At 64.4% G+C, this 17,972-nt stretch carries 15 protein-coding genes; 8 read left to right on the forward strand and 7 right to left on the reverse strand.

Annotated features, from left to right (window positions below; all coding sequences use genetic code 11):
- Positions 1-52: 52 nt before the first annotated feature.
- From AYK61_RS07710 to AYK61_RS07720, 3 genes are all read left to right on the forward strand, one after another.
- Positions 53-376, forward strand: coding sequence for a helix-turn-helix domain-containing protein (locus tag AYK61_RS07710; protein WP_259467961.1), 324 nt, complete (start codon positions 53-55; stop codon positions 374-376).
- A 111-nt stretch (positions 377-487) separates the two neighbouring features.
- Positions 488-2,902: an HNH endonuclease signature motif containing protein gene (locus tag AYK61_RS07715; RefSeq protein ID WP_121870383.1), complete on the forward strand. Its 2,415-nt coding sequence runs from the start codon at positions 488-490 to the stop codon at positions 2,900-2,902.
- Between the two features lie 168 nt (positions 2,903-3,070).
- A complete protein-coding gene (locus AYK61_RS07720) occupies positions 3,071-4,024 on the forward strand; it encodes a HAMP domain-containing protein (RefSeq protein ID WP_121870384.1) in 954 nt (317 codons plus the stop codon).
- Positions 4,025-4,069: 45 nt separating this feature from the next.
- Here the strand turns inward: AYK61_RS07720 and AYK61_RS07725 are convergent, their stop codons facing one another.
- Entirely contained in the window at positions 4,070-4,999 is a 930-nt protein-coding gene (locus tag AYK61_RS07725; protein ID WP_121870385.1) for an SDR family oxidoreductase, read from the reverse strand.
- Between the two features lie 121 nt (positions 5,000-5,120).
- The gene (locus tag AYK61_RS07730) at positions 5,121-5,960 is read right to left on the reverse strand and encodes a helix-turn-helix transcriptional regulator (RefSeq protein ID WP_121870386.1); all 840 of its coding nucleotides are present in this window, start codon (positions 5,958-5,960) and stop codon (positions 5,121-5,123) included.
- 77 nt (positions 5,961-6,037) lie between these two features.
- On the opposite strand from AYK61_RS07730, the gene AYK61_RS07735 reads away from it, so the two are divergent.
- Positions 6,038-6,763: an SDR family NAD(P)-dependent oxidoreductase gene (locus AYK61_RS07735; RefSeq protein ID WP_121870387.1), complete on the forward strand. Its 726-nt coding sequence runs from the start codon at positions 6,038-6,040 to the stop codon at positions 6,761-6,763.
- Positions 6,764-6,779: 16 nt separating this feature from the next.
- On the opposite strand, the gene AYK61_RS07740 is transcribed toward AYK61_RS07735, so the two are convergent.
- Together AYK61_RS07740 and AYK61_RS07745 are read right to left on the reverse strand one after the other, a co-directional pair.
- The gene (locus AYK61_RS07740) at positions 6,780-7,280 is read right to left on the reverse strand and encodes a metallophosphoesterase (RefSeq protein WP_121872553.1); all 501 of its coding nucleotides are present in this window, start codon (positions 7,278-7,280) and stop codon (positions 6,780-6,782) included.
- A 23-nt stretch (positions 7,281-7,303) separates the two neighbouring features.
- Positions 7,304-10,579, reverse strand: a complete 3,276-nt coding sequence (locus tag AYK61_RS07745; protein WP_121870388.1) for an error-prone DNA polymerase — start codon at positions 10,577-10,579, stop codon at positions 7,304-7,306.
- A 139-nt stretch (positions 10,580-10,718) separates the two neighbouring features.
- Between AYK61_RS07745 and AYK61_RS07750 the strand changes: the two genes are divergently transcribed.
- A complete protein-coding gene (locus AYK61_RS07750) occupies positions 10,719-12,848 on the forward strand; it encodes an MMPL family transporter (RefSeq protein ID WP_121870389.1) in 2,130 nt (709 codons plus the stop codon).
- A 34-nt stretch (positions 12,849-12,882) separates the two neighbouring features.
- Positions 12,883-14,883 carry an SDR family oxidoreductase gene (locus AYK61_RS07755; protein ID WP_121870390.1) on the forward strand — a complete coding sequence of 667 codons (2,001 nt, stop codon included), beginning with the start codon at positions 12,883-12,885 and terminating at the stop codon, positions 14,881-14,883.
- 8 nt (positions 14,884-14,891) lie between these two features.
- Here the strand turns inward: AYK61_RS07755 and AYK61_RS07760 are convergent, their stop codons facing one another.
- Positions 14,892-15,656 carry a bifunctional 2-polyprenyl-6-hydroxyphenol methylase/3-demethylubiquinol 3-O-methyltransferase UbiG gene (locus AYK61_RS07760; RefSeq protein WP_121870391.1) on the reverse strand — a complete coding sequence of 255 codons (765 nt, stop codon included), beginning with the start codon at positions 15,654-15,656 and terminating at the stop codon, positions 14,892-14,894.
- Between the two features lie 226 nt (positions 15,657-15,882).
- On the opposite strand from AYK61_RS07760, the gene AYK61_RS07765 reads away from it, so the two are divergent.
- The gene (locus AYK61_RS07765) at positions 15,883-16,263 is read left to right on the forward strand and encodes a hypothetical protein (protein WP_121870392.1); all 381 of its coding nucleotides are present in this window, start codon (positions 15,883-15,885) and stop codon (positions 16,261-16,263) included.
- A gap of 21 nt (positions 16,264-16,284) precedes the next feature.
- Positions 16,285-16,671: a helix-turn-helix transcriptional regulator gene (locus AYK61_RS07770; protein WP_121870393.1), complete on the forward strand. Its 387-nt coding sequence runs from the start codon at positions 16,285-16,287 to the stop codon at positions 16,669-16,671.
- A gap of 14 nt (positions 16,672-16,685) precedes the next feature.
- On the opposite strand, the gene AYK61_RS07775 is transcribed toward AYK61_RS07770, so the two are convergent.
- On the reverse strand, positions 16,686-17,195 hold the full coding sequence (locus AYK61_RS07775) for a hypothetical protein (protein WP_121870394.1): 510 nt from the start codon (positions 17,193-17,195) through the stop codon (positions 16,686-16,688).
- Between the two features lie 10 nt (positions 17,196-17,205).
- The gene (locus tag AYK61_RS07780) at positions 17,206-17,970 is read right to left on the reverse strand and encodes an alpha/beta fold hydrolase (RefSeq protein WP_397484774.1); all 765 of its coding nucleotides are present in this window, start codon (positions 17,968-17,970) and stop codon (positions 17,206-17,208) included.
- Between the last annotated feature and the right edge of the window lie 2 nt (positions 17,971-17,972).

Raw genomic sequence — 17,972 nt, forward strand, 5'->3', positions numbered from 1 at the left:
CCGCTTCGATTTTCGAACTGCTTCGATTTTCGAACTACTATGATCGAGCGCGATGGAAATGGCAAACGCACCTCGCCAATCGATGATGGCGGTACTCGATCTCCTGGGACAGCGATGGAACATGCGCATTCTCTGGGAGCTGCGGAGCGGCCCGCTCGGCTTTCTCGAACTCAGACGACGCACCGACGACATCTCTTCCAGCGTGCTCGCCACGCGACTGCGCACCCTCGTCGACGCGCGCGTATTGATCAAGGACTCCGACGGCTCCTATTGCCTGACAGAACTCGGCGATGAGTTGGGGCCGGCACTCGAACCACTCTGGCAATGGGCGCAACGGTGGAACGAGAGCACCGACCCGGCTGACCACCGCCCCTGACCAGACGCGTAGGCCTCCCGGAGTATTTTTCCATTCTTGTCGGTGGCCCGGTTTACTCTCTTTTCAGTTCGAACGCACGTTCTGAAATGTTGCTCACCGGGGGGTGAAAAGATGGGTGCACTGCCAGCTGTGTCACTGGAGGCGTTGACCGCGGCCGCGCGTGAGGAGAATCGGCAGGCGGCCCGCAAGATCTCCGCCTGCTACGACGTGCATCGAAGTTGGATCACCCTCGACACCAAGCACAAGCACTACAGCCGATACGGACGCACCGAAATGGCGGTAGCCCTCGGCTGTTCCGCGACGGTCGCCGAAGCGTACGTCTCCGTCGCCGTCGCCCTGCACACCCGGCTCCCACTGTTACGCAGAGCCTTCGCCGACGGCGACATCGACCTTCCGCGCGTCCGGACGGCCTGCCGGATCCTCGACAACCTCTCCGACGACATCGCCATACGGGTCGAAGCCGAGGTCGTCGAAGCAGCCCGGCGCAATTCCCCCGGCCCCTTGGAGAAGGAGATCTGGGACATCCTGGTCCGCGTCGCACCCGAGGAAGCAGCGGCGTTGCGGGAGTTCGCGAAGAAGTTCCGCACCGTCACCTACAGTCCTGCCGGGGAACTCGCCCGCATTCGGGCGGAGTTGACCGCACCCGAAGCCGCCGCCGCATGGCAGCTGCTCGAGGAGATGGCCGACACCCTCTGCCCGAAGGACCCGCGCGGGAAGAAGGAACGCCTGTGCGATGCGTTCATGGCCCGCATGCACGGCGAACCCCGACTGGCATGCCTGTGCCAACGGGAGGATTGCCCCAAGGCGGGTGCGGTGTTGCCGGATCGGCGGGTGCCGTTGACGATGATCACCGTCGACATCGCCACCCTCATCGGCCTCCTCGCCAACCCCGCCTACCTCGCCGGGCACGGATCCATCGACCCGGACCTCGCGCGGGAATTGGCCCGCAACAGCCACTGGCAGATCCTGCTCACCGAGGCGATCACCCTCGCCGAATCCCTCGGCCTCGCCGTCCGGAACCCAGACACCGGAGACTGGGAACGAACACCGAAAGACCAGAAGCAGGAACCGGACTCAGTGTCGGATACAGACGAAGATGCTGATAGGGCGACGAACACCGACTCGACAACAGCGACGAACACCGGCTCGGCAGCACACGGGACCGAGACGCGTAGCCCCACCGGCAGCGACTCGAAACCGGGGACCGAGGCCGAGTCTGGGTCCGAGGCCTGTAGTGCCACAGACGCTTCCACCGCCGCCGAGGCAACTACAGCACCGAAAACGGAACCGGCGAACGAGTCCGCCACGCACAGTGACCCCGACACCGAATCAAACCCAGCACCATCACCGACCCCCGCGCCCGCTCCGACCAGCGCACCGACCACGATCACCTCGCCATCGTCGCCGTCGCAGTCGCAGTCGCCGACCAGAGTTACAGCAACCGCATCAGCACCCGCGACGGCAGCGGACTCTGCTCCCGGCCAGGAGACAGATCCCGACCGTGGCTCCGATGCAGCATCGAATGCAGCATCCGCCCGAGGTCCGGCCGGCACATCGAGTCCGACACCCGACCCGACCGGCGGACCACCTCGAACACTGGATCCAGCTTTGGCACCTGCGCCGATGCCGGAGCCCAGCACTGCATCCGACCGAACCGAAACCCACACTTCTTCACGTCAACCCGAGGAAATCACGACAGTCACACCGACACCGACACCGACACCGACCACTGGACCGCCACCAGACGACTTACGTGACCCACCCACCCCAGATGGCAGTGACAACCAACGACGGACGCAATCCCTGACGTCCGCCGCGGCGATGTTCTGCACCCACACCCCAATCGGCAGGGGTACACGGCACAGCTCTGCCCTCGATCTGGACGGCGTCAGGCATCCCGCCCGCAACATGCGGGCACTCGACCTACGCTCGACACTCCGGCCCCACAACCGCACCGGCTGTACAGCCAATGGCCTCTACATCGGCAACGCCTCCCTCGCCGCCGCACTCGAAGCCGCCATCGCCGTCGACCCCACCCTCGGAAAATCCGTCGCCCGCGACCCACTCACCGACCACGCCCTGATCTACCGCCCCGACACCCTCACCACCGCAGCGGTCCGCCACCGCGACAAACACTGCCGATTCCCCGGCTGCCACCGCCCCGCCGCACGCTGCCAACTCGACCACGTGAACCCGTTCGACCACACCAACCCCCTCGGCGGCGGCTGGACCACCGTCAACAACCTGCAATGCCTCTGCGAATACCACCACTCCGTCAAAACCGCCGGCTACTGGAAAGCTGTCATGCTCCCCGGCGGAGCCATCCTGTGGACATCGACCTCGAACACCACTCGCATCACCCTGCCCACCAGCGGCACGGCAGTGCCCATCCTCGGTAACGACCTCAGACCACACATCCCCACCAAACCGAAACGATCCGGCATCATCGCCTACCCCAACCCACCCGACAACCACGACCCCGAAACAGAACCAACAGCCGAAGACACCGACACCCCACCCTTCTGAAGATCGAACTTTCACGGAGGCCTGGGACCCATGCCGGCGCTCGCACCAAGGTAGGGAAGCCGAACCCAGGTGCACTAACTCGATGGACCGTCGACCATTGCCGAATGTCGACGCCGGTCCACACGGCCTGCAGAATGATCGTCGCTCGACGACCGGCATACTCGAGAAATGAGCAATCCACGTGCAGCCGCTCGCCCCAGAGCACTGACGTTGCACGGCCGCATCCGAGTGTTGACGATGAGCGTGGCAGCCCTGGCAGTCGCAGTGAGTGCTCTCGCGATCTATCTCGTCGCGGAGCAAGCCCTCCGCTCACAGATCGTGGACCGCGTGGAACGCAACAGCGACGCCATCATTGCCAGTGCCGCATCCGGCGTCCCGGCCGATCTCTTCGGCTTCGGCATCGAAGACACCGAGGGAACCGCGGTAAAGGTCGCCTTCGCAACGAGCGACGGCACATTGGTGACGTCGACGAACGGCTCCGAGCCGTTCACCAATTCCAACGGAGTTCTGGACGATGCAGAAAGATCTGTCATCGACGGCGACACCGACCAGTCGCTGCGCGAGGTCCGAGGCTATTACATCTCGGCCAAGCGCACCGATGCCGGCGAGACGATCCTGGTGGCCGAATCGCTCAGCGCGGCGTCACCGCTACTCGGCAAGCTCACGCTCGCCTTGGTCCTCGTCGGTGCGTTCCTCGTCGCACTGGCAGGTGTCGCCGGTGCCGCCGTCGCACGCACCGGACTCCGCCCGGTCAGACGACTGCGGGCCGGTACCGAACGTGTTGCCCGCACAGGAGATTTCGAGCCCATCGACGTCAACGGTGACGACGAACTGGCATCGCTGGCCAACAGCTTCAACGAGATGTTGGCCTCCCTGTCTCGTTCGCGCGCACGGCAGGGTCAGCTGATCATCGATGCCGGCGCGGAACTGATGGAGCCGCTGACAGCGTTGCGCACCAACATCGATCTACTGATGTCGCTCGACCGGCCGGACACTCCGGATATGCCGGAAGACCAGCAGAACCGATTGCGCGTCGAGGTCATCGCTCAGATGGACGTCATCATCGGGCTGGTGCACGACCTGGTCGACCATGCCCGGGAGCCCGCGCCTACCCCGCAGTGACGCGTGCGTCAGGGTGCCGCAGTGACGGCCGAGAACCGCGGCCGATCAGAACGCGAGCTGCACACCGGTCAGCTGTTCCGAGGCCTCCCACAGGCGACGCGCATCGTCCATCCTGCGCATCGGCTTCCACATGGCGACCTCGGTCGGTGGCCCGCCGATGAGTCGCTTCGGGCCGAAGAACTGATCTCCGTGCGCGTCACTACCCGCAGCCGCAACCAATCCCGGCTGCGCTGCGCTGTCCACAGTGCCCGCAATGCCGACGCGGGCGAGAACGCCGATCAACCGTCTGCCGGCCGAGTCTTTCGGCCGCCCCAATCCCGGCTGTGCCGCAAGCAGATTGGTCGGCGAAACTCCCGGGTGAGCGATGTTGCTGGTGATTCCCCAGCCGCCTGCGCTACTACGAGCCTCGAGTTCGCGTGCGAACAGAGCCACCGCGAGCTTCGATTGACCGTAGGCCTTCATGACGTCGTACGACCGCTCCCAGTTGAGGTCGTCCCAATTGATGGTCCCCGACCGTGCCGCAATGCTCGTCTGATGGGTGACCCGCGCATTACCCTTCCGCAGCAGCGGCAGCAGACCTAGGGTGAGCGCGAAGTGGCCGAGGTGATTGGTACCGAACTGCAGCTCGAATCCATCCTGGGTGACCTGACGCGCAGGTGGCTGCATGACACCTGCGTTGTTGACGAGTATGTCGATCGCCCGGCCATCGGATGAGAAATCGTTCACCAGAGTGGAAACGGACTCCAACGACGACAGATCCAGCGCCCGAGTGGTGACCTTCGCTCCCGGTACCGCGACTCGGATCGATTCGGCTGCCCGCTCCCCCTTGGTGGCAGAGCGCACCGGCATGACGACCTCGGCACCGGAGCGGGCGAGCTGCGTGGCAATGACCGTTCCGATCCCGTCGCTCGCTCCCGTGACGACGGCAACTTTCCCCGTCAGATCGGGAAGGGATATGTGTGTTGTGCGGCCCATGGCAAGCTCCTGTGCTGGTGTTGATCGTGCGGATTCGACCTGCAGAACCCATGTTCGACGACCGTGCCGGGCTTATCCAGGACTTCCCGATCCACTGATACGACCGACACCGTGGATCGAATCAGGACAGAACCTGAGTTCCCACCACCGCGAGCAGTTCCAATTTGGCGTAGCTCTCGCTGCCGGGGACTGCCGTGTACACCAGCAGTCGCTGCGCTTGCTCGGGGTCCAGCAGGGTCTGGCAGTTCAGTTGCAGCAGGCCGACCGTCGGGTGCAGAAACCGCTTGGACTCGGGTGGGTGAACCCCTACTTCGCGCTTCCCCCACAGGGTTCGGAATTCCTCGCTGACCTCGAGCAGCTCTGTTGACAGGTGCGCTGCTCGCGAGTCGGGTCCGCGAAGAGTGACGATTTCGCGCAGCCCCGACGCATACACCCGAGACAACACGGCACGTTCTTCGGGCGGGTACGACTGCCGCACCTCGGGGTCGGTGAACCATCGGTATCCCAGACTCCGATTCGGCCCGGTGCGCAACGACGCATCCCCGGTCAGTGCCGCTCCCAACGGCGTCTGGCGCAGAGTTTCTCGGATTTCGGACACGATCTCGGCGGGCGTGTCGTTCAGGCGGTCCAGAATTCTCAGCATTCCTGGGCTGACATGCTCGCTCGACGACCCGCGGGCGGGAGGATTGTGCCCGGCGAGTCGGAACACGTGATCACGCTCGCCGAGCGACAGATGCAATCCCTGTGCGATGGAAGCGATCATCTGCGCCGACGGGGCGGGTCCGGTGGCCCGTTCGAGTCGCGCGTAGTAGTCGGTCGACATGTGGCACAGTTCTGCGACCTCCTCCCGGCGGAGGCCTTGTGTGCGCCTGCGCTGCCCCCGTGGCAGCCCGACGTCCTCCGGTTGCAGTGACTGCCGTCGCTGCCGGAGAAACGCTGCCAATTCCGGTCGATCGATCACGTCGGTTCCTTCTTTCCGTGCGTGCGCATCGCACCTGCAGTGAATTGTGCCTGCTGCTCGGTGGATATTGTCGACAGATGAGTGCTCCCTTGACCGTCGTCACCGGCGGAAGTCGCGGAATCGGCGCTGCGGTGTCCAGGCGGCTGGTGGCCGACGGGCACGATGTGGTGGTCGGCTACCGCTCCGATTCCGCTACGGCTCGAGCAGTGGCGAGCGAATTGTCGACCGACGGCCGAACGGTGATTGCCGTACGGGCCGATACCACCGACGAGCAATCGGTGATCGACCTCTTCACCGCGGCCGCACGGATCGGCACCGTCACCGGCCTGGTGAACAACGCCGGTTCAGCGCGTGCCGTAGGGGCACTGGTGGACAACGACATCGAGACCATCAGAGCGGACGTCGACGTGAATCTGGTCGGGGTGATCACCTGCTGCAAGTACGCGGTCACGGCAATGGCCGAATCGGGTGGCTCCATCGTCAACATCTCCTCCGCTGCGGCGACCCTGGGCAGTCCGGGGATGTACGTCCACTACGCGGCAGCCAAGGCCGCCGTCGATGCGCTGACGGTCGGACTGTCGAAAGAAGTTGCTGCGCAGAACATCCGCGTCAATGCAGTGGCACCCGGCGTCATCGAGACCGACTTCCATCGAGATCGGGAGCGGCCACAGAAGATGGCGTCGAGCATCCCGCTCGGCCGCCCCGGTGTGCCGGACGAGATCGCCGGGGCGGTGTCGTGGTTGTTGTCCGAGGATGCGCGATACGCGACCGGAACCGTCATCAGGGTGGCCGGCGGAATGTAAGTACTTCGCATCGCCGCTATCGAGGGGGGATGCGATGCAGCTCCACGTTCGTCAGCGCGCCGTCTTCGGCTGTGGCCGTCATGTAGGTACAGAACGGTTGCCGACGCCGATCCGTCGGCGATCCCGGGTTGAGCAGCCGAAGACCGTTGTTTGCGAACGTGTCCCACGGTATGTGACTGTGGCCGAACACGAGCACATCCGTTTCCGGGTACGCGGCCGCCATCCGTCGTTCCCGTCCCGTCGCGGCACCGGTCTCGTGGGTCACGGTGAACCGCACCCCGCCGAGTACGACGTCGGCGCGCTCGGGCATCAGTGCCCGCAGGTCCTCGCCATCGTTGTTGCCCCAGCACGCGACCAGTCGACGCGACCGCTGCGAAAGCTCCTCGAACGCGGCCAGATTCACCCAATCACCTGCGTGGATCACCACATCGGCGTCGTCGATGGCGGTCCATACCTCGTCGGGCAAGGCGCGAGCCCGTTTCGGGAGATGCGTATCGGCAATCAGCAGCAGCTTCACCACTCGATTGTGCACGTCGGCAGTCAGCGAAAATCCCTCGATCTGGACGCGACTCGCAGATCCATCAGCTGCAGATGATCGGCCACCACGGTCACCGCACCCTCGGCGTTCTGTACTTTGCCTCGAATCAGCAACGCCGGTGCCGTGATCGCCAGCTTGCGGTACTTGGCCCACAACCCGACCGAGCACACGACGTTGACCATGCCGGTCTCGTCCTCGAGGTTGATGAACGTGACGCCTCCGGCCGTTGCCGGCCGCTGGCGATGCGTCACCGCTCCGCCGACGAGCACTCGGTCTCCGTCCGGAATCTGCAGCAGCCGGTTCGCGGGAATCACGCCGAGGGAATCGAGCCGATCTCGAAAGAACTGCGTGGGATAGGAATCCGGTGACACACCGGTCGCCCAGACGTCCGCCGAGGCCAGGTCGAGATCCGACATTCCCGGTAGTGCAGGCGCTTTCGTCGACGCTCCGATGCCAGGGAGCAGGCCCGGACGCTCCCCTGCCGCTGCACCCGCAGCCCACAGTGCCTCTCGGCGAGTGATGCCGAAACACCCGAGTGCGCCTGCCGTTGCCAGCGCTTCTGCCTGCGCTACCGACAGTTCGACGCGTCCCGTCAGGTCCAGGAACGAGGTGTACGGCCCGTGTGCGTCTCGCGCGTCGACGATCTTCTGGGCCACTGCGGTACCGATGAACTTCACATCCGCCAACCCCATGCGAATTTCGAGGCCGTCCGCCTCGAGGTTCGCGTGGCCGAGACTGGCGTTCACGTCTGCACCGTGGACGAGCACACCGTGCCGCCTGGCGTCGGCGACCAGGGATTGCGGTGAGTAGAAACCCATCGGTTGGGCGCGCAGCAAACCGGCACAGAATGCCGCCGGATGGTGCAACTTGAACCACGACGAGTAGAAGACCAGTGAGGCGAAGCTCTGCGAATGGCTCTCGGGGAAGCCGAAATTGGCGAAAGCCGACAGCTTTTCGTAGATTCGGTCCGCTGCGGCGCCGGTGATGCCGTGCAGATCGCGCATCCCGTCGTAGAACCGACCACGCAGCAGTTCCATCTTCTCCGGTGATCGCTTCGACCCCATGGCACGGCGCAGTTGATCGGCGTCGGCAGCACTGAACCCCGCGACATCGATGGCCATCTGCATCAGCTGTTCCTGGAACAGCGGCACCCCGAGAGTTCGATCGAGCGCCTTCTTGAGCGACGGATGCTCGAAGATCACCGGCTCGAGTCCGTTGCGGCGCTTGATGTACGGGTGCACCGAGCCACCCTGGATCGGACCGGGACGGATCAGGGCGACCTCGACCACCAGATCGTAGAAGTTCCGCGGCTTGAGCCGCGGCAGAGTGGCCATCTGCGCGCGGGACTCGACTTGGAACACCCCCACCGAATCGGCTCGCTGGAGCATCTCGTACACCTCGGGCTCGGACAGGTCGATCGAGGCGAGTTCGATATCGATGCCCTTGTGCTCGGCGATCAGGTCCATCATGTAGTGCAGCGCCGAGAGCATGCCCAGCCCGAGCATGTCGAACTTCACCAAACCCACTGCGGCACAATCGTCTTTGTCCCACTGGAGCACACTGCGGTTCTCCATCGTCGCCCATTCCACCGGGCAGACGTCGGCGATCGGCCGATCGCAGATCACCATGCCGCCGGAGTGAATGCCGAGGTGCCTCGGGAAGCCCTCGATCTGCCGCGCGAGTTCGAGAACCGACTCGGGAATACCGTCACCTTCCTGATCACCGACTCCGGACCAGCGGGTGATCTGCTTGCTCCATGCGTCCTGCTGCCCCTGCGAGAAACCGAGCGCACGGGCCATGTCTCGCACCGAGGACTTACCGCGATAGGTGATGACGTTGGCCACCTGAGCGGCATGAGTGCGGCCGTACTTGGCGTAGACGTGCTGGATCGCCTCTTCTCGACGGTCGGATTCGATGTCGATGTCGATGTCGGGTGGTCCGTCGCGTTCGGGTGCGAGGAAGCGCTCGAACAGCAGCTTGTTCGCCACCGGATCGACGTTGGTGATGCCGATCGCAAAGCAGACAGCCGAGTTGGCCGCGGAACCTCTTCCCTGACAGAGGATGTCGTGTGTCTTGCAGAAGTGGACGATGTCGTGGACCACCAGGAAGTAACCGGGGAATTCGAGCCTGTCGATGATGTCGAGCTCGTACTCGAGCTGCGAATAGGCCGCCGGGTTCGCCGACTGCGGGCCGTACCGACGAGCGGCCCCCTCGAACGTGAGTCGACGAAGATAGCTGATCTCGGTGTAACCGTCGGGCACATCGAATGGCGGCAGGCGCGGCGCGATCAACTTCAGATCGAACGAGCACTCCCGACCGAGTTCGACGGCACCGCGCACCGCGCCCGGATAGTGCTGGAACATCTCCGCCATCTCCGCCCCGGACCGTAGATGTCCGCCGCCGGTCGGTGCCAACCACCCGGCGGCGTCGTCCAAGCTGCTCCGTGCGCGCACAGCGGCCATCGCCATGGCCAATCTCCTGCTGCGCGGGCCGGCGTAGTGCGCGGCCGTGGTGGCGATCGTCGGAAGTCCGTACCGCCGAGCCAGCGTCGCGAGAGCGTCGTTGCGCTCGTCGTCGTCTGCGACGCCGTGCCGGGTGAGTTCGACGGTGACACGATCGGATCCGAACCGGTCGACGAGAGTGCGCAGCGCGGCCTCTGCCGCCTCCGGACCACCACGCGAGAGCGCCTGCCGAACATGGCCCTTTCGGCAACCGGTGAGAATTTGCCAGTGACCGCCTGCTGATTCGGTGAGTTCGTCGATGTCGTACTGCGGCTTTCCTTTTACCCCGCCTGCCAGGTGTGCAGCAGCGATCCGACGCGAGAGCCGGCGATACCCCTCCTGGCCGCGAGCGAGCACCAGTAGGTGAGTGCCGTCGGGATCGGTCTCCCCGGCTCGGGATCGATGCGTGTCCAGTGAGAGTTCGGCACCGAACACGGTTCCGATACCGAGAGCTCTGGCTGCCTCGGCGAACCGCACGACCCCGTAGAAACCGTCGTGGTCGGTGATGGCGATGGACTCGAGGCCGAGGCGTACCGCCTCCTCGACCATCTCCTCGGGCTGCGAGGCACCGTCGAGAAAGCTGAACGCCGAGTGCGCATGCAATTCCGCGTACGGCGTCACCGACAGCGCGGGCTTGTCGATGGTGCGGTCGTAGACGTCCCTCTTTCGCGACCAGGCCGGGCTGTCGCCGCCGTCCCCCTCGGCCACCGGCTTCGGACGTCCGGACAGGACTCGTTCCATCTCCGACCACGTGGGTGGTCCGTCGTTCCATCCCATCGAGCCCACCCCCTTCACGCCGCCGTGTCATCGAACACTTGTTCTAATGAGAACACGAGGGTCCGACACGGATCAACTAGAGTCGAATCGCCACTGACCCTTTTCACCGAATCCCCTTTCACAGAGCCGGAGCACAGACGTGACGCGTTGGGCCTCGTTCGTCGTATCGCACAAACGATGGGCACTCGCAGTTGTCGTCGCCGTCGTCGCCGTCGGCGGGATCTTCGGACTCGGCGTCTTCTCGAAACTGAGCGAGGGCGGTTACGCCGACGCAGGCAGTGAATCGTCCGAGGTCGCGCGACTGGTGCAGGGAATCGGCCAACCGACCCCCGACATCGTCGCGATCTACACCGCTCCCGAGGGCAGGACCATCGACGACATCGGGCCGCAGGTGCAGGCGACGCTCGACGAGTTCAGCAGTCGATACACCCTCGGCAACGTCAGTTCGTACTGGAGCGCAGACCCGATCAGCAAGGAATTTCTGGTCTCCAAGGACCGAACCAAGGCGCTGGCCACGGTGTCCCTCGGTACGAACTCGGGCGTCACGTTCAACACCTTCGGCGAACTTCCGCCCCAGCTCGAAGTACCCGGCGTCGAATCGCAGTTCGCCGGCGCGTCGGTGGTCGGAGTTTCGCTCAGCGAGACCCTCGAAAGCGACCTGATCCGCTCCGAGATCATCGCTGTTCCCATCACCCTGCTGCTGCTGATCTTCATCTTCGGCGGCGTGATCGCTGCAGCCGTTCCGGTGTTCGTCGGCATTCTGAGCGTGCTCAGCTCCCTGGCGATCCTGCGAATACTCACCGAATTCACGGAAGTCAGCTCGTTCTCCATCAACGTCGCGTCGTTGCTGGGACTGGGCCTGGCCATCGACTACGGACTGTTCATCGTCAGCAGGTTCCGCGAGGAGCTACGCGGTGGACTGACGCCGATCGACGCGACAATCCGCACCGTCGCCACCGCAGGCAAGACCGTCGTCTTCTCCGGACTGCTGCTGATCTGCGCATTCGCCGGGATGCTCGTCTTCCCACAGGCGGTGATCCGATCTCTCGGGTTCGGGGCCATGGCCGCGGTGGCGAGTGCAGCCGTCCTGTCCCTGACCGCGGTCCCGGCACTGCTCGCGATTCTCGGCACCCGTATCAACTCCTGGACGTGGTCGCGCACCGCGTCCGATCGCAGTGATGCACGCGCACACAGGTTCTGGGGCGGCATCGTCACCCGCGTCATGAAGCATCCAGGCATCGTCGCTACCGTCATCGTCGCCGGGTTGCTGATCATTGCCACCCCGATCCTGAAGGTCTCGCTCGGAGAGGTCGACTACACGGCGCTGCCGAAGGACAACCCTGCGCGCATGGCATTCGAGACTCTCGGTTCCGACTTCGAATCCACCGGCGAGGGCGCAACCGTGGTTCTGCGCGGCCTGGACGGCGTCAAGCCTCAGGGTGCACCGATTGCGGCACTGACCTCCGCTGTGGAATCCACGCCCGGTATCGCCCGAGCCGAATTCCTGGGCTCCAAGGACGATTTCGTGACGCTTCAGGCGTCGTACAGTGAACCGACCCAGGGACTGAGCGAGGCCGAATCCCAATCCGACGCAGTGGCGGCGCTGCGCTCGATCGCTCCCCCGGACGGTACCGAGATCCTCGTGGGCGGCGGGCGAGCCAACGTCGACGACGGCAACGCTGCGATCGCGAAGTGGCTACCGGTGATGATCGCCATCATGGTCGTCTCGACGTTGGTGTTGCTGTTCCTCGCGTTCGGATCGATCGTGCTGCCCATCAAGGCGGTCCTGATGGCCGGACTGAGCCTGGCCGCGACCTTCGGCGCACTGACGTGGGTGTTCCAGGAAGGCCACGGAGCCGGCCTGCTCGGCGTCACCCCAGGGCCGCTCGAGTCGACGTTCGTGGTTCTCATTCTCGCGGTCATCTTCGGCTTGTCGACCGACTACGAGGTGTTCCTGATGTCGCGCATGGTCGAGGCTCGCGCGGCTGGAGCGAGTACCGAGGAAGCGGTGATCTTCGGCGCTCAACGCACCGGACGCATCGTGACTGCGGCGGCGTTGATTCTGATCGTCGTCACCGGAGCCTTCACGATCTCGGGTCTGTCGATCATGAAATTCCTCGGCGTCGGAGTCATCTTGGCCCTGATCATCGACGCGACGATCATCCGTATGTTGCTGGTTCCGTCCTTGGTCAAACTCATGGGCGAGGCCAATTGGTGGGCACCGGCCTGGATGAAGAAAGTGCACGAAAAAGCCGGTATCGGGCACTAGCCCCGGAACTTACTTCGGAGTAAGGTCGGCTCGCATGGCGAACTACATCGTAACCGGCGGTACCGGGTTTCTCGGGAAGAACGTCCTGCCCCGATTGCTCGAACGTGATGCGCTCGCTGCGATCCACGTGCTGGTGCGTCCCCAATCGGTGGCTCGCCTCGAGCGACTCGCAGAGCACCTCGACGGCGGCGACCGAATTCACCCGCTGGTCGGCGACCTCACCGAACCGGAGCTCGGACTCCGAGACGTGCCTGCCGACATCGACCACATCCTCCACCTCGGAGCCGTCTACGACCTGACCGCAGGCGACGAGCAGACCCCGACCAACGTCGCCGGAACCGCCTCGGTGATCGGCCTCGCCGAGAAGACCGGGGCCCGCCTGCACCACATCTCGTCGATCGCCGTTGCGGGTGACTATCGAGGAACGTTCTCCGAGAACGACTTCGACCTCGGTCAGAAATTTCCGACTGCCTATCACCGCACCAAGTTCGAGTCCGAGAAGTTGGTGCGCGACAGCGCTGCGGACTGGCGGGTGTATCGGCCCGCCGCGATCATCGGGCACTCGGAGACCGGTGCCATCGACAAGGTGGACGGCCCTTACTACTTCTTCCCGTTCTTCGCGGAACTTGCCAAGCTGCCCTCCGTCGTACCGATCACGGTGCCGAAGATGGGCGCTACCAACCTCGTTCCGGTCGACTACGTCGCCGACGCCATCGTCGAGCTCGTACATCGAGACACCTCTCCCGGCAGCGTGTTCCATCTGGTCAATCCGACGCCTCAGTCGATGGCAGAGGTCTACGCCGCGTTCTCGTCCGCAGCCGGATCTCGCGCGAGAATCATCGATGTACCCGGGGCGCTGGTCGCTCCGGTCGTCTCTCCCAAATCCAGGGCCGTGCGCAAACAGCGCGACGCCGCCCTCCGTGATGTCGGTGTGCCACCGGTGATGCTCGAACACCTGACTCTGCCCACCGTGTTCGAGTCGGCATCGACACAGAAAGCGTTGCAGGGCAGCTCGATCACACCGCCACCACTGCGAACGTACGCCGATCGCGTGTGGAAGCACTGGCGGGAGAACTTCGATCCCAAGCGCAACCGCCGAAACGACCCACGCGGGCCGCTGTTCGGCCGTCACATCGTCATCACCGGTGGCTCGTCCGGAATCGGCCGAGCCAGCGCCGAGGCAGCTGCCCGCAAGGGCGCAGTGGTCATTCTGCTCGCGCGCGGTCAGGATCAACTCGACGAGGTGGTCGAGCACATCCGCGAATCGGGTGGCACCGCCTACGGCTACTCGTGCGATGTCACCGACAGCGAGTCAGTTGACCAGACCGTGAAAACCGTTCTGAGCGAACACGATCACGTCGACATGCTCGTCAACAGCGCCGGTCGGTCCATCCGCCGCGCACTCTATCGATCCACCGATCGGTTGCACGACTACGAGCGCACCATGGCCGTCAACTACTTCGGGGCCATACGACTGGTGCTGGCACTGTTGCCACACATGCGCGAACGCAGCTTCGGGCACATCGTCAATATCTCCAGCGCTGCGGTCCTCGGACACCCTCCCCGTTTCTCCGCCTATGTGGCCAGCAAGGCAGCACTCGACGGCTTCACCGATGTGGCTGCCGCAGAGACACTCTCGGACGGAATCACCTACACCACCATCCACATGCCCCTGGTGGACACGCCGATGATCACCCCGACGGGCGACAAGAACGTCGGCCCGGTCTTCTCACCGGAGAAGGCTGCCGCCATCGTGATTCGCGCGCTGAGCGACAAGCCGAAGCGAATCGACACTCCGTTGGGAACACTCGGACAATTCGGTGCCATGTTCGCCCCGAAGGGCAAAGACCGCACGATGCACCAGCACTACCGCAAATTCGCCGAATCCGCTGCAGCCAAAGGCGAAACACCGGTCACGATCGAGGACGGGAAAGTGCCCTACCGAGTGCGGCCCTACAATCCGAAAGCTCCGACCGCACGCATCGGCAAAGTAATCCGACGCGCCGGCAGATTGGTCCCCGGCACCAGTTGGTGACGTGCACGTCATGGGGCCACGGCGGTCCACAGAGTCCAGCGATCACGTTCGATCAACTCACCGGGGGCCAGTCGACCACGCAGATACTCGACCAACTCCGCGAGTTCGACGTCGGAGAGTTCGTGCAGGATGGAGCGCCCGGTTCTGCCGGCGATCTCTGTCAGGTACTGCTCGCGATTTCCGTAGCGGCGACGAGTTTCCGAGAGTGGTTGCGTGGCAACGTCGGTGAATCCTGCCCGCGTCAAGGCGGCCTGCACGTCATCGACGCTGTGTCGTCGCCGACCCTCGATCTCGGCCAACCGGGGAAACGCGTCGAAAAGATATCCGCGTGGATTTGTCGGCGATCCTGCCAGTGTCGCGTCCTCGCTCGTCCGATCCTGAACAATCGCGGTACCACCCGGACGCAGTAACCGAAACATCTCTGTTGCCAGGGCAGATGCATCGGGCAGATGATGGACGAGCGCGCGAGCAAACACGATGTCTGCTCGACCGTCAGGCAGGCCGGTGTGCTCGGCGGATGCACACTCGAACGCGACGTCCGCGGGCGACGATCGCCGGGCGGACTCCAGGATCGGTTCACTCGAATCGATCGCTGTGACATGAGCTCCCAGCGTCCGCCATGCACGCGCATAGGTACCCCCACCACATCCGAGATCGACAACGTGACCGCCGACCGGATCGACGATATCGGTGATTGCGGCAGCCCAGGAGGGGTCGGCCTCGCGGCCGGAATAGGTGTCGCCGTTCGATGGATCTGCGAAGTCGATGGGCATGTGAACCAGTACATCGAGCACGGTTGCCGGTCGCCATCATTTAGTGTGGGACTACATGCTCGCACTTCACCTCCGAGCCGCCGACCTGGCGGATACCTCGTAGACCGTCTCGCCGCTGTTCGAGACGGTCCTGAGCCTGCGTGCCTGGACCTCGCCGAATCGGCACCGTCTGCACGAGCCGTGGCGTCGACGCGTCCTGCCGGCATGGAAGCAGTGTGACACCGAGATGCTGACGGCGTTGGTCTCCCCCGACGGCAGAATTCCGGACTTTCTCGCTCCTCGTCCGCCCACCGAATCCCCGGCCTTCGACGACGAGATCGCCGTTGTCGGGGCGACACCGGCAGCGGAGATGCGACGCGATATCGCCGCCGCCTTCTCCGCGGAGATTCCTGCGGTCCTCATCGGTCCGGCCCGAGCGGTACGCACCCGTACAGTCCAGGCGCTCTCCCAGTATTGGTCCACGTGCCTCCAACCCGACTGGGCCCGGATCCGGGCGGTCCTGGACGGTGATGTGGACTACCGAGCACAACAGCTCTCGCACTTCGGGGCACGAAAGATGTTCGAGCACCTCGATTCCCGAGTTCGATGGGACGACGGTGTGCTGTAGGTCGATCGGCTCGAGCACCAGGTGTGGGTCGACGTCGACGGACGTGGACTTCCGCTGATTCCGTCGGTGTTCGTGCACGGCGCGATCACTCAGACGAGCGCGACGCGAGCTCCGTCTCTGGTGTATCCGGCCCGCGGGCGCGGCGCAGTGTGGAACGTGGCACGGACAGCTCCGAACCGAACGCTGTCGAATCTTCTCGGCACCCAGCGAGCCACGATTCTCGCGCTGCTCGACGCGCCAACCACCACCGGAGAAGTTGCTGCCGTACTGGGCGTCTCACCCAGTGCCGCCAGTCAGCATCTTCGCGTTCTACGCGAGGCGGCGGTGGTACGACGCATCAGACAGGGGCGATCGGTGCTGTACGTGCGCACTCCGCTCGGGGACGAGTTGGTCCGAGCGCAGGAGTAGGGCTGTCGCAAGGTTCAGCGCAGCAGAGCCTTTCCCCAGGCCCGCAGGAATCCCTGACTCAGGTATGTCAGAGTGCCGATGGCCAGAACCCATTTGACGGTGCTGACCACGGTGGTAGCACGGACGACGGTGTCGGTGATCTGTTCGCGGTTGTCGACCAGTATCAATCCGACGATGTTCTCGATGTAGTCGCCGGCAGCGGAGGCCACGGGCGCGACGGCCAATGCCGTCGTCACCGCAGGGCTCAGCGGGGTCTTTTCCGCCAGGCTCCTCGCTCCTGCACGTAGTGCGATGGCGTATATCGCCGGATGCACGAAGTCGGGCAGATAGTGGCTGCGGAACCGAGCGATCTCGGTCTCGTCCATGCTCGCCAGGATCTGCCGATAACGCTGAGCGGACCACGCCGTCTGCACGGCAAGCACTTTCGGGGCTGCGGGGCCGAGCAGTCGGGCAATGTTGGCCTGGGATACGACGAACAGTGCCGACCAACCCAGCATCCGACGATCCAGCGCACCGAGAGTCATGTCCGAGACCCTAGTGCGTCAGGAACGGGAGAACGGAGGCCTCGAACGCCGAGTATCCGTCGCGATGGATGCTGTGTCCGGTACGAAACGCCTCGACGCGGCAGGTCGGAATCTCGGCGACCATCGCGTCCAGCCGAATCGGATCGACCATGCCGCCGGGACCGCCCCGAAGCACCAGCGTCGGAGCAGTGATGTCGGCCAACGACTCCCACCACTGCGGATTCGGCCGACGGAACTGTTCGAGAGCAGTGGTGGTCATCGAGCGATCGAAGGCGAGTACCGCGCGGGGATGCAGAACGACGCTGGTCGCTGCGTGCCAGAGTTCGGTGACCGACGGCATCTTGCCGGTCAGCGTCGGCGGAGCGTCCCCCGGCCGAATCGGTATCGGGAGCTCTTCGAGGACCAGACGGCGGACGAGCTGCGGGCGACGCTGAGCGACGAGTGAGACCGCGTATCCGCCGAGGGAATGGCCGACGAGATTGACTTCGTTCAGCCCGAGATGGTCGATCAACGCCAGCAGGTCTGCCCCGAAGGAATCGAACTCGTACGTGGACGTGTGCGCACTCTTGCCGTGTCCGCGCAGATCGACGGTGATCACCCGGCTGCCCTGCGCGGTGAGTGCACGGGTGAACCGATCCCAGGTCGTGCTGTCGCCGCCCATGCCGTGCACCAGCATCACCGGTGCCGAATTCGAGTTCGCCTGCCCCTGCGGGGTGAACGAGCGATACGCGATATCGACGCCATCGAGGTCGACCGTCTCCGACATCATCTGCATTC

It is taken from the genome of Rhodococcus sp. SBT000017 (genome assembly GCF_003688915.1).
GTDB lineage: Bacteria > Actinomycetota > Actinomycetes > Mycobacteriales > Mycobacteriaceae > Rhodococcoides.

Coding starts and splice junctions, on each gene's coding strand:
- AYK61_RS07745 (WP_121870388.1), bottom strand. CDS start 10,579: ATGGGATGGAACGACGGACCACCCACGTGGTCGGAGATGGAACGAGTC.
- AYK61_RS07755 (WP_121870390.1), top strand. CDS start 12,883: ATGGCGAACTACATCGTAACCGGCGGTACCGGGTTTCTCGGGAAGAAC.
- AYK61_RS07775 (WP_121870394.1), bottom strand. CDS start 17,195: ATGACTCTCGGTGCGCTGGATCGTCGGATGCTGGGTTGGTCGGCACTG.
- AYK61_RS07765 (WP_121870392.1), top strand. CDS start 15,883: ATGCTGACGGCGTTGGTCTCCCCCGACGGCAGAATTCCGGACTTTCTC.
- AYK61_RS07780 (WP_397484774.1), bottom strand. CDS start 17,970: ATGCAGATGATGTCGGAGACGGTCGACCTCGATGGCGTCGATATCGCG.
- AYK61_RS07735 (WP_121870387.1), top strand. CDS start 6,038: ATGAGTGCTCCCTTGACCGTCGTCACCGGCGGAAGTCGCGGAATCGGC.
- AYK61_RS07715 (WP_121870383.1), top strand. CDS start 488: ATGGGTGCACTGCCAGCTGTGTCACTGGAGGCGTTGACCGCGGCCGCG.
- AYK61_RS07710 (WP_259467961.1), top strand. CDS start 53: ATGGAAATGGCAAACGCACCTCGCCAATCGATGATGGCGGTACTCGAT.
- AYK61_RS07725 (WP_121870385.1), bottom strand. CDS start 4,999: ATGGGCCGCACAACACACATATCCCTTCCCGATCTGACGGGGAAAGTT.
- AYK61_RS07720 (WP_121870384.1), top strand. CDS start 3,071: ATGAGCAATCCACGTGCAGCCGCTCGCCCCAGAGCACTGACGTTGCAC.
- AYK61_RS07760 (WP_121870391.1), bottom strand. CDS start 15,656: ATGCCCATCGACTTCGCAGATCCATCGAACGGCGACACCTATTCCGGC.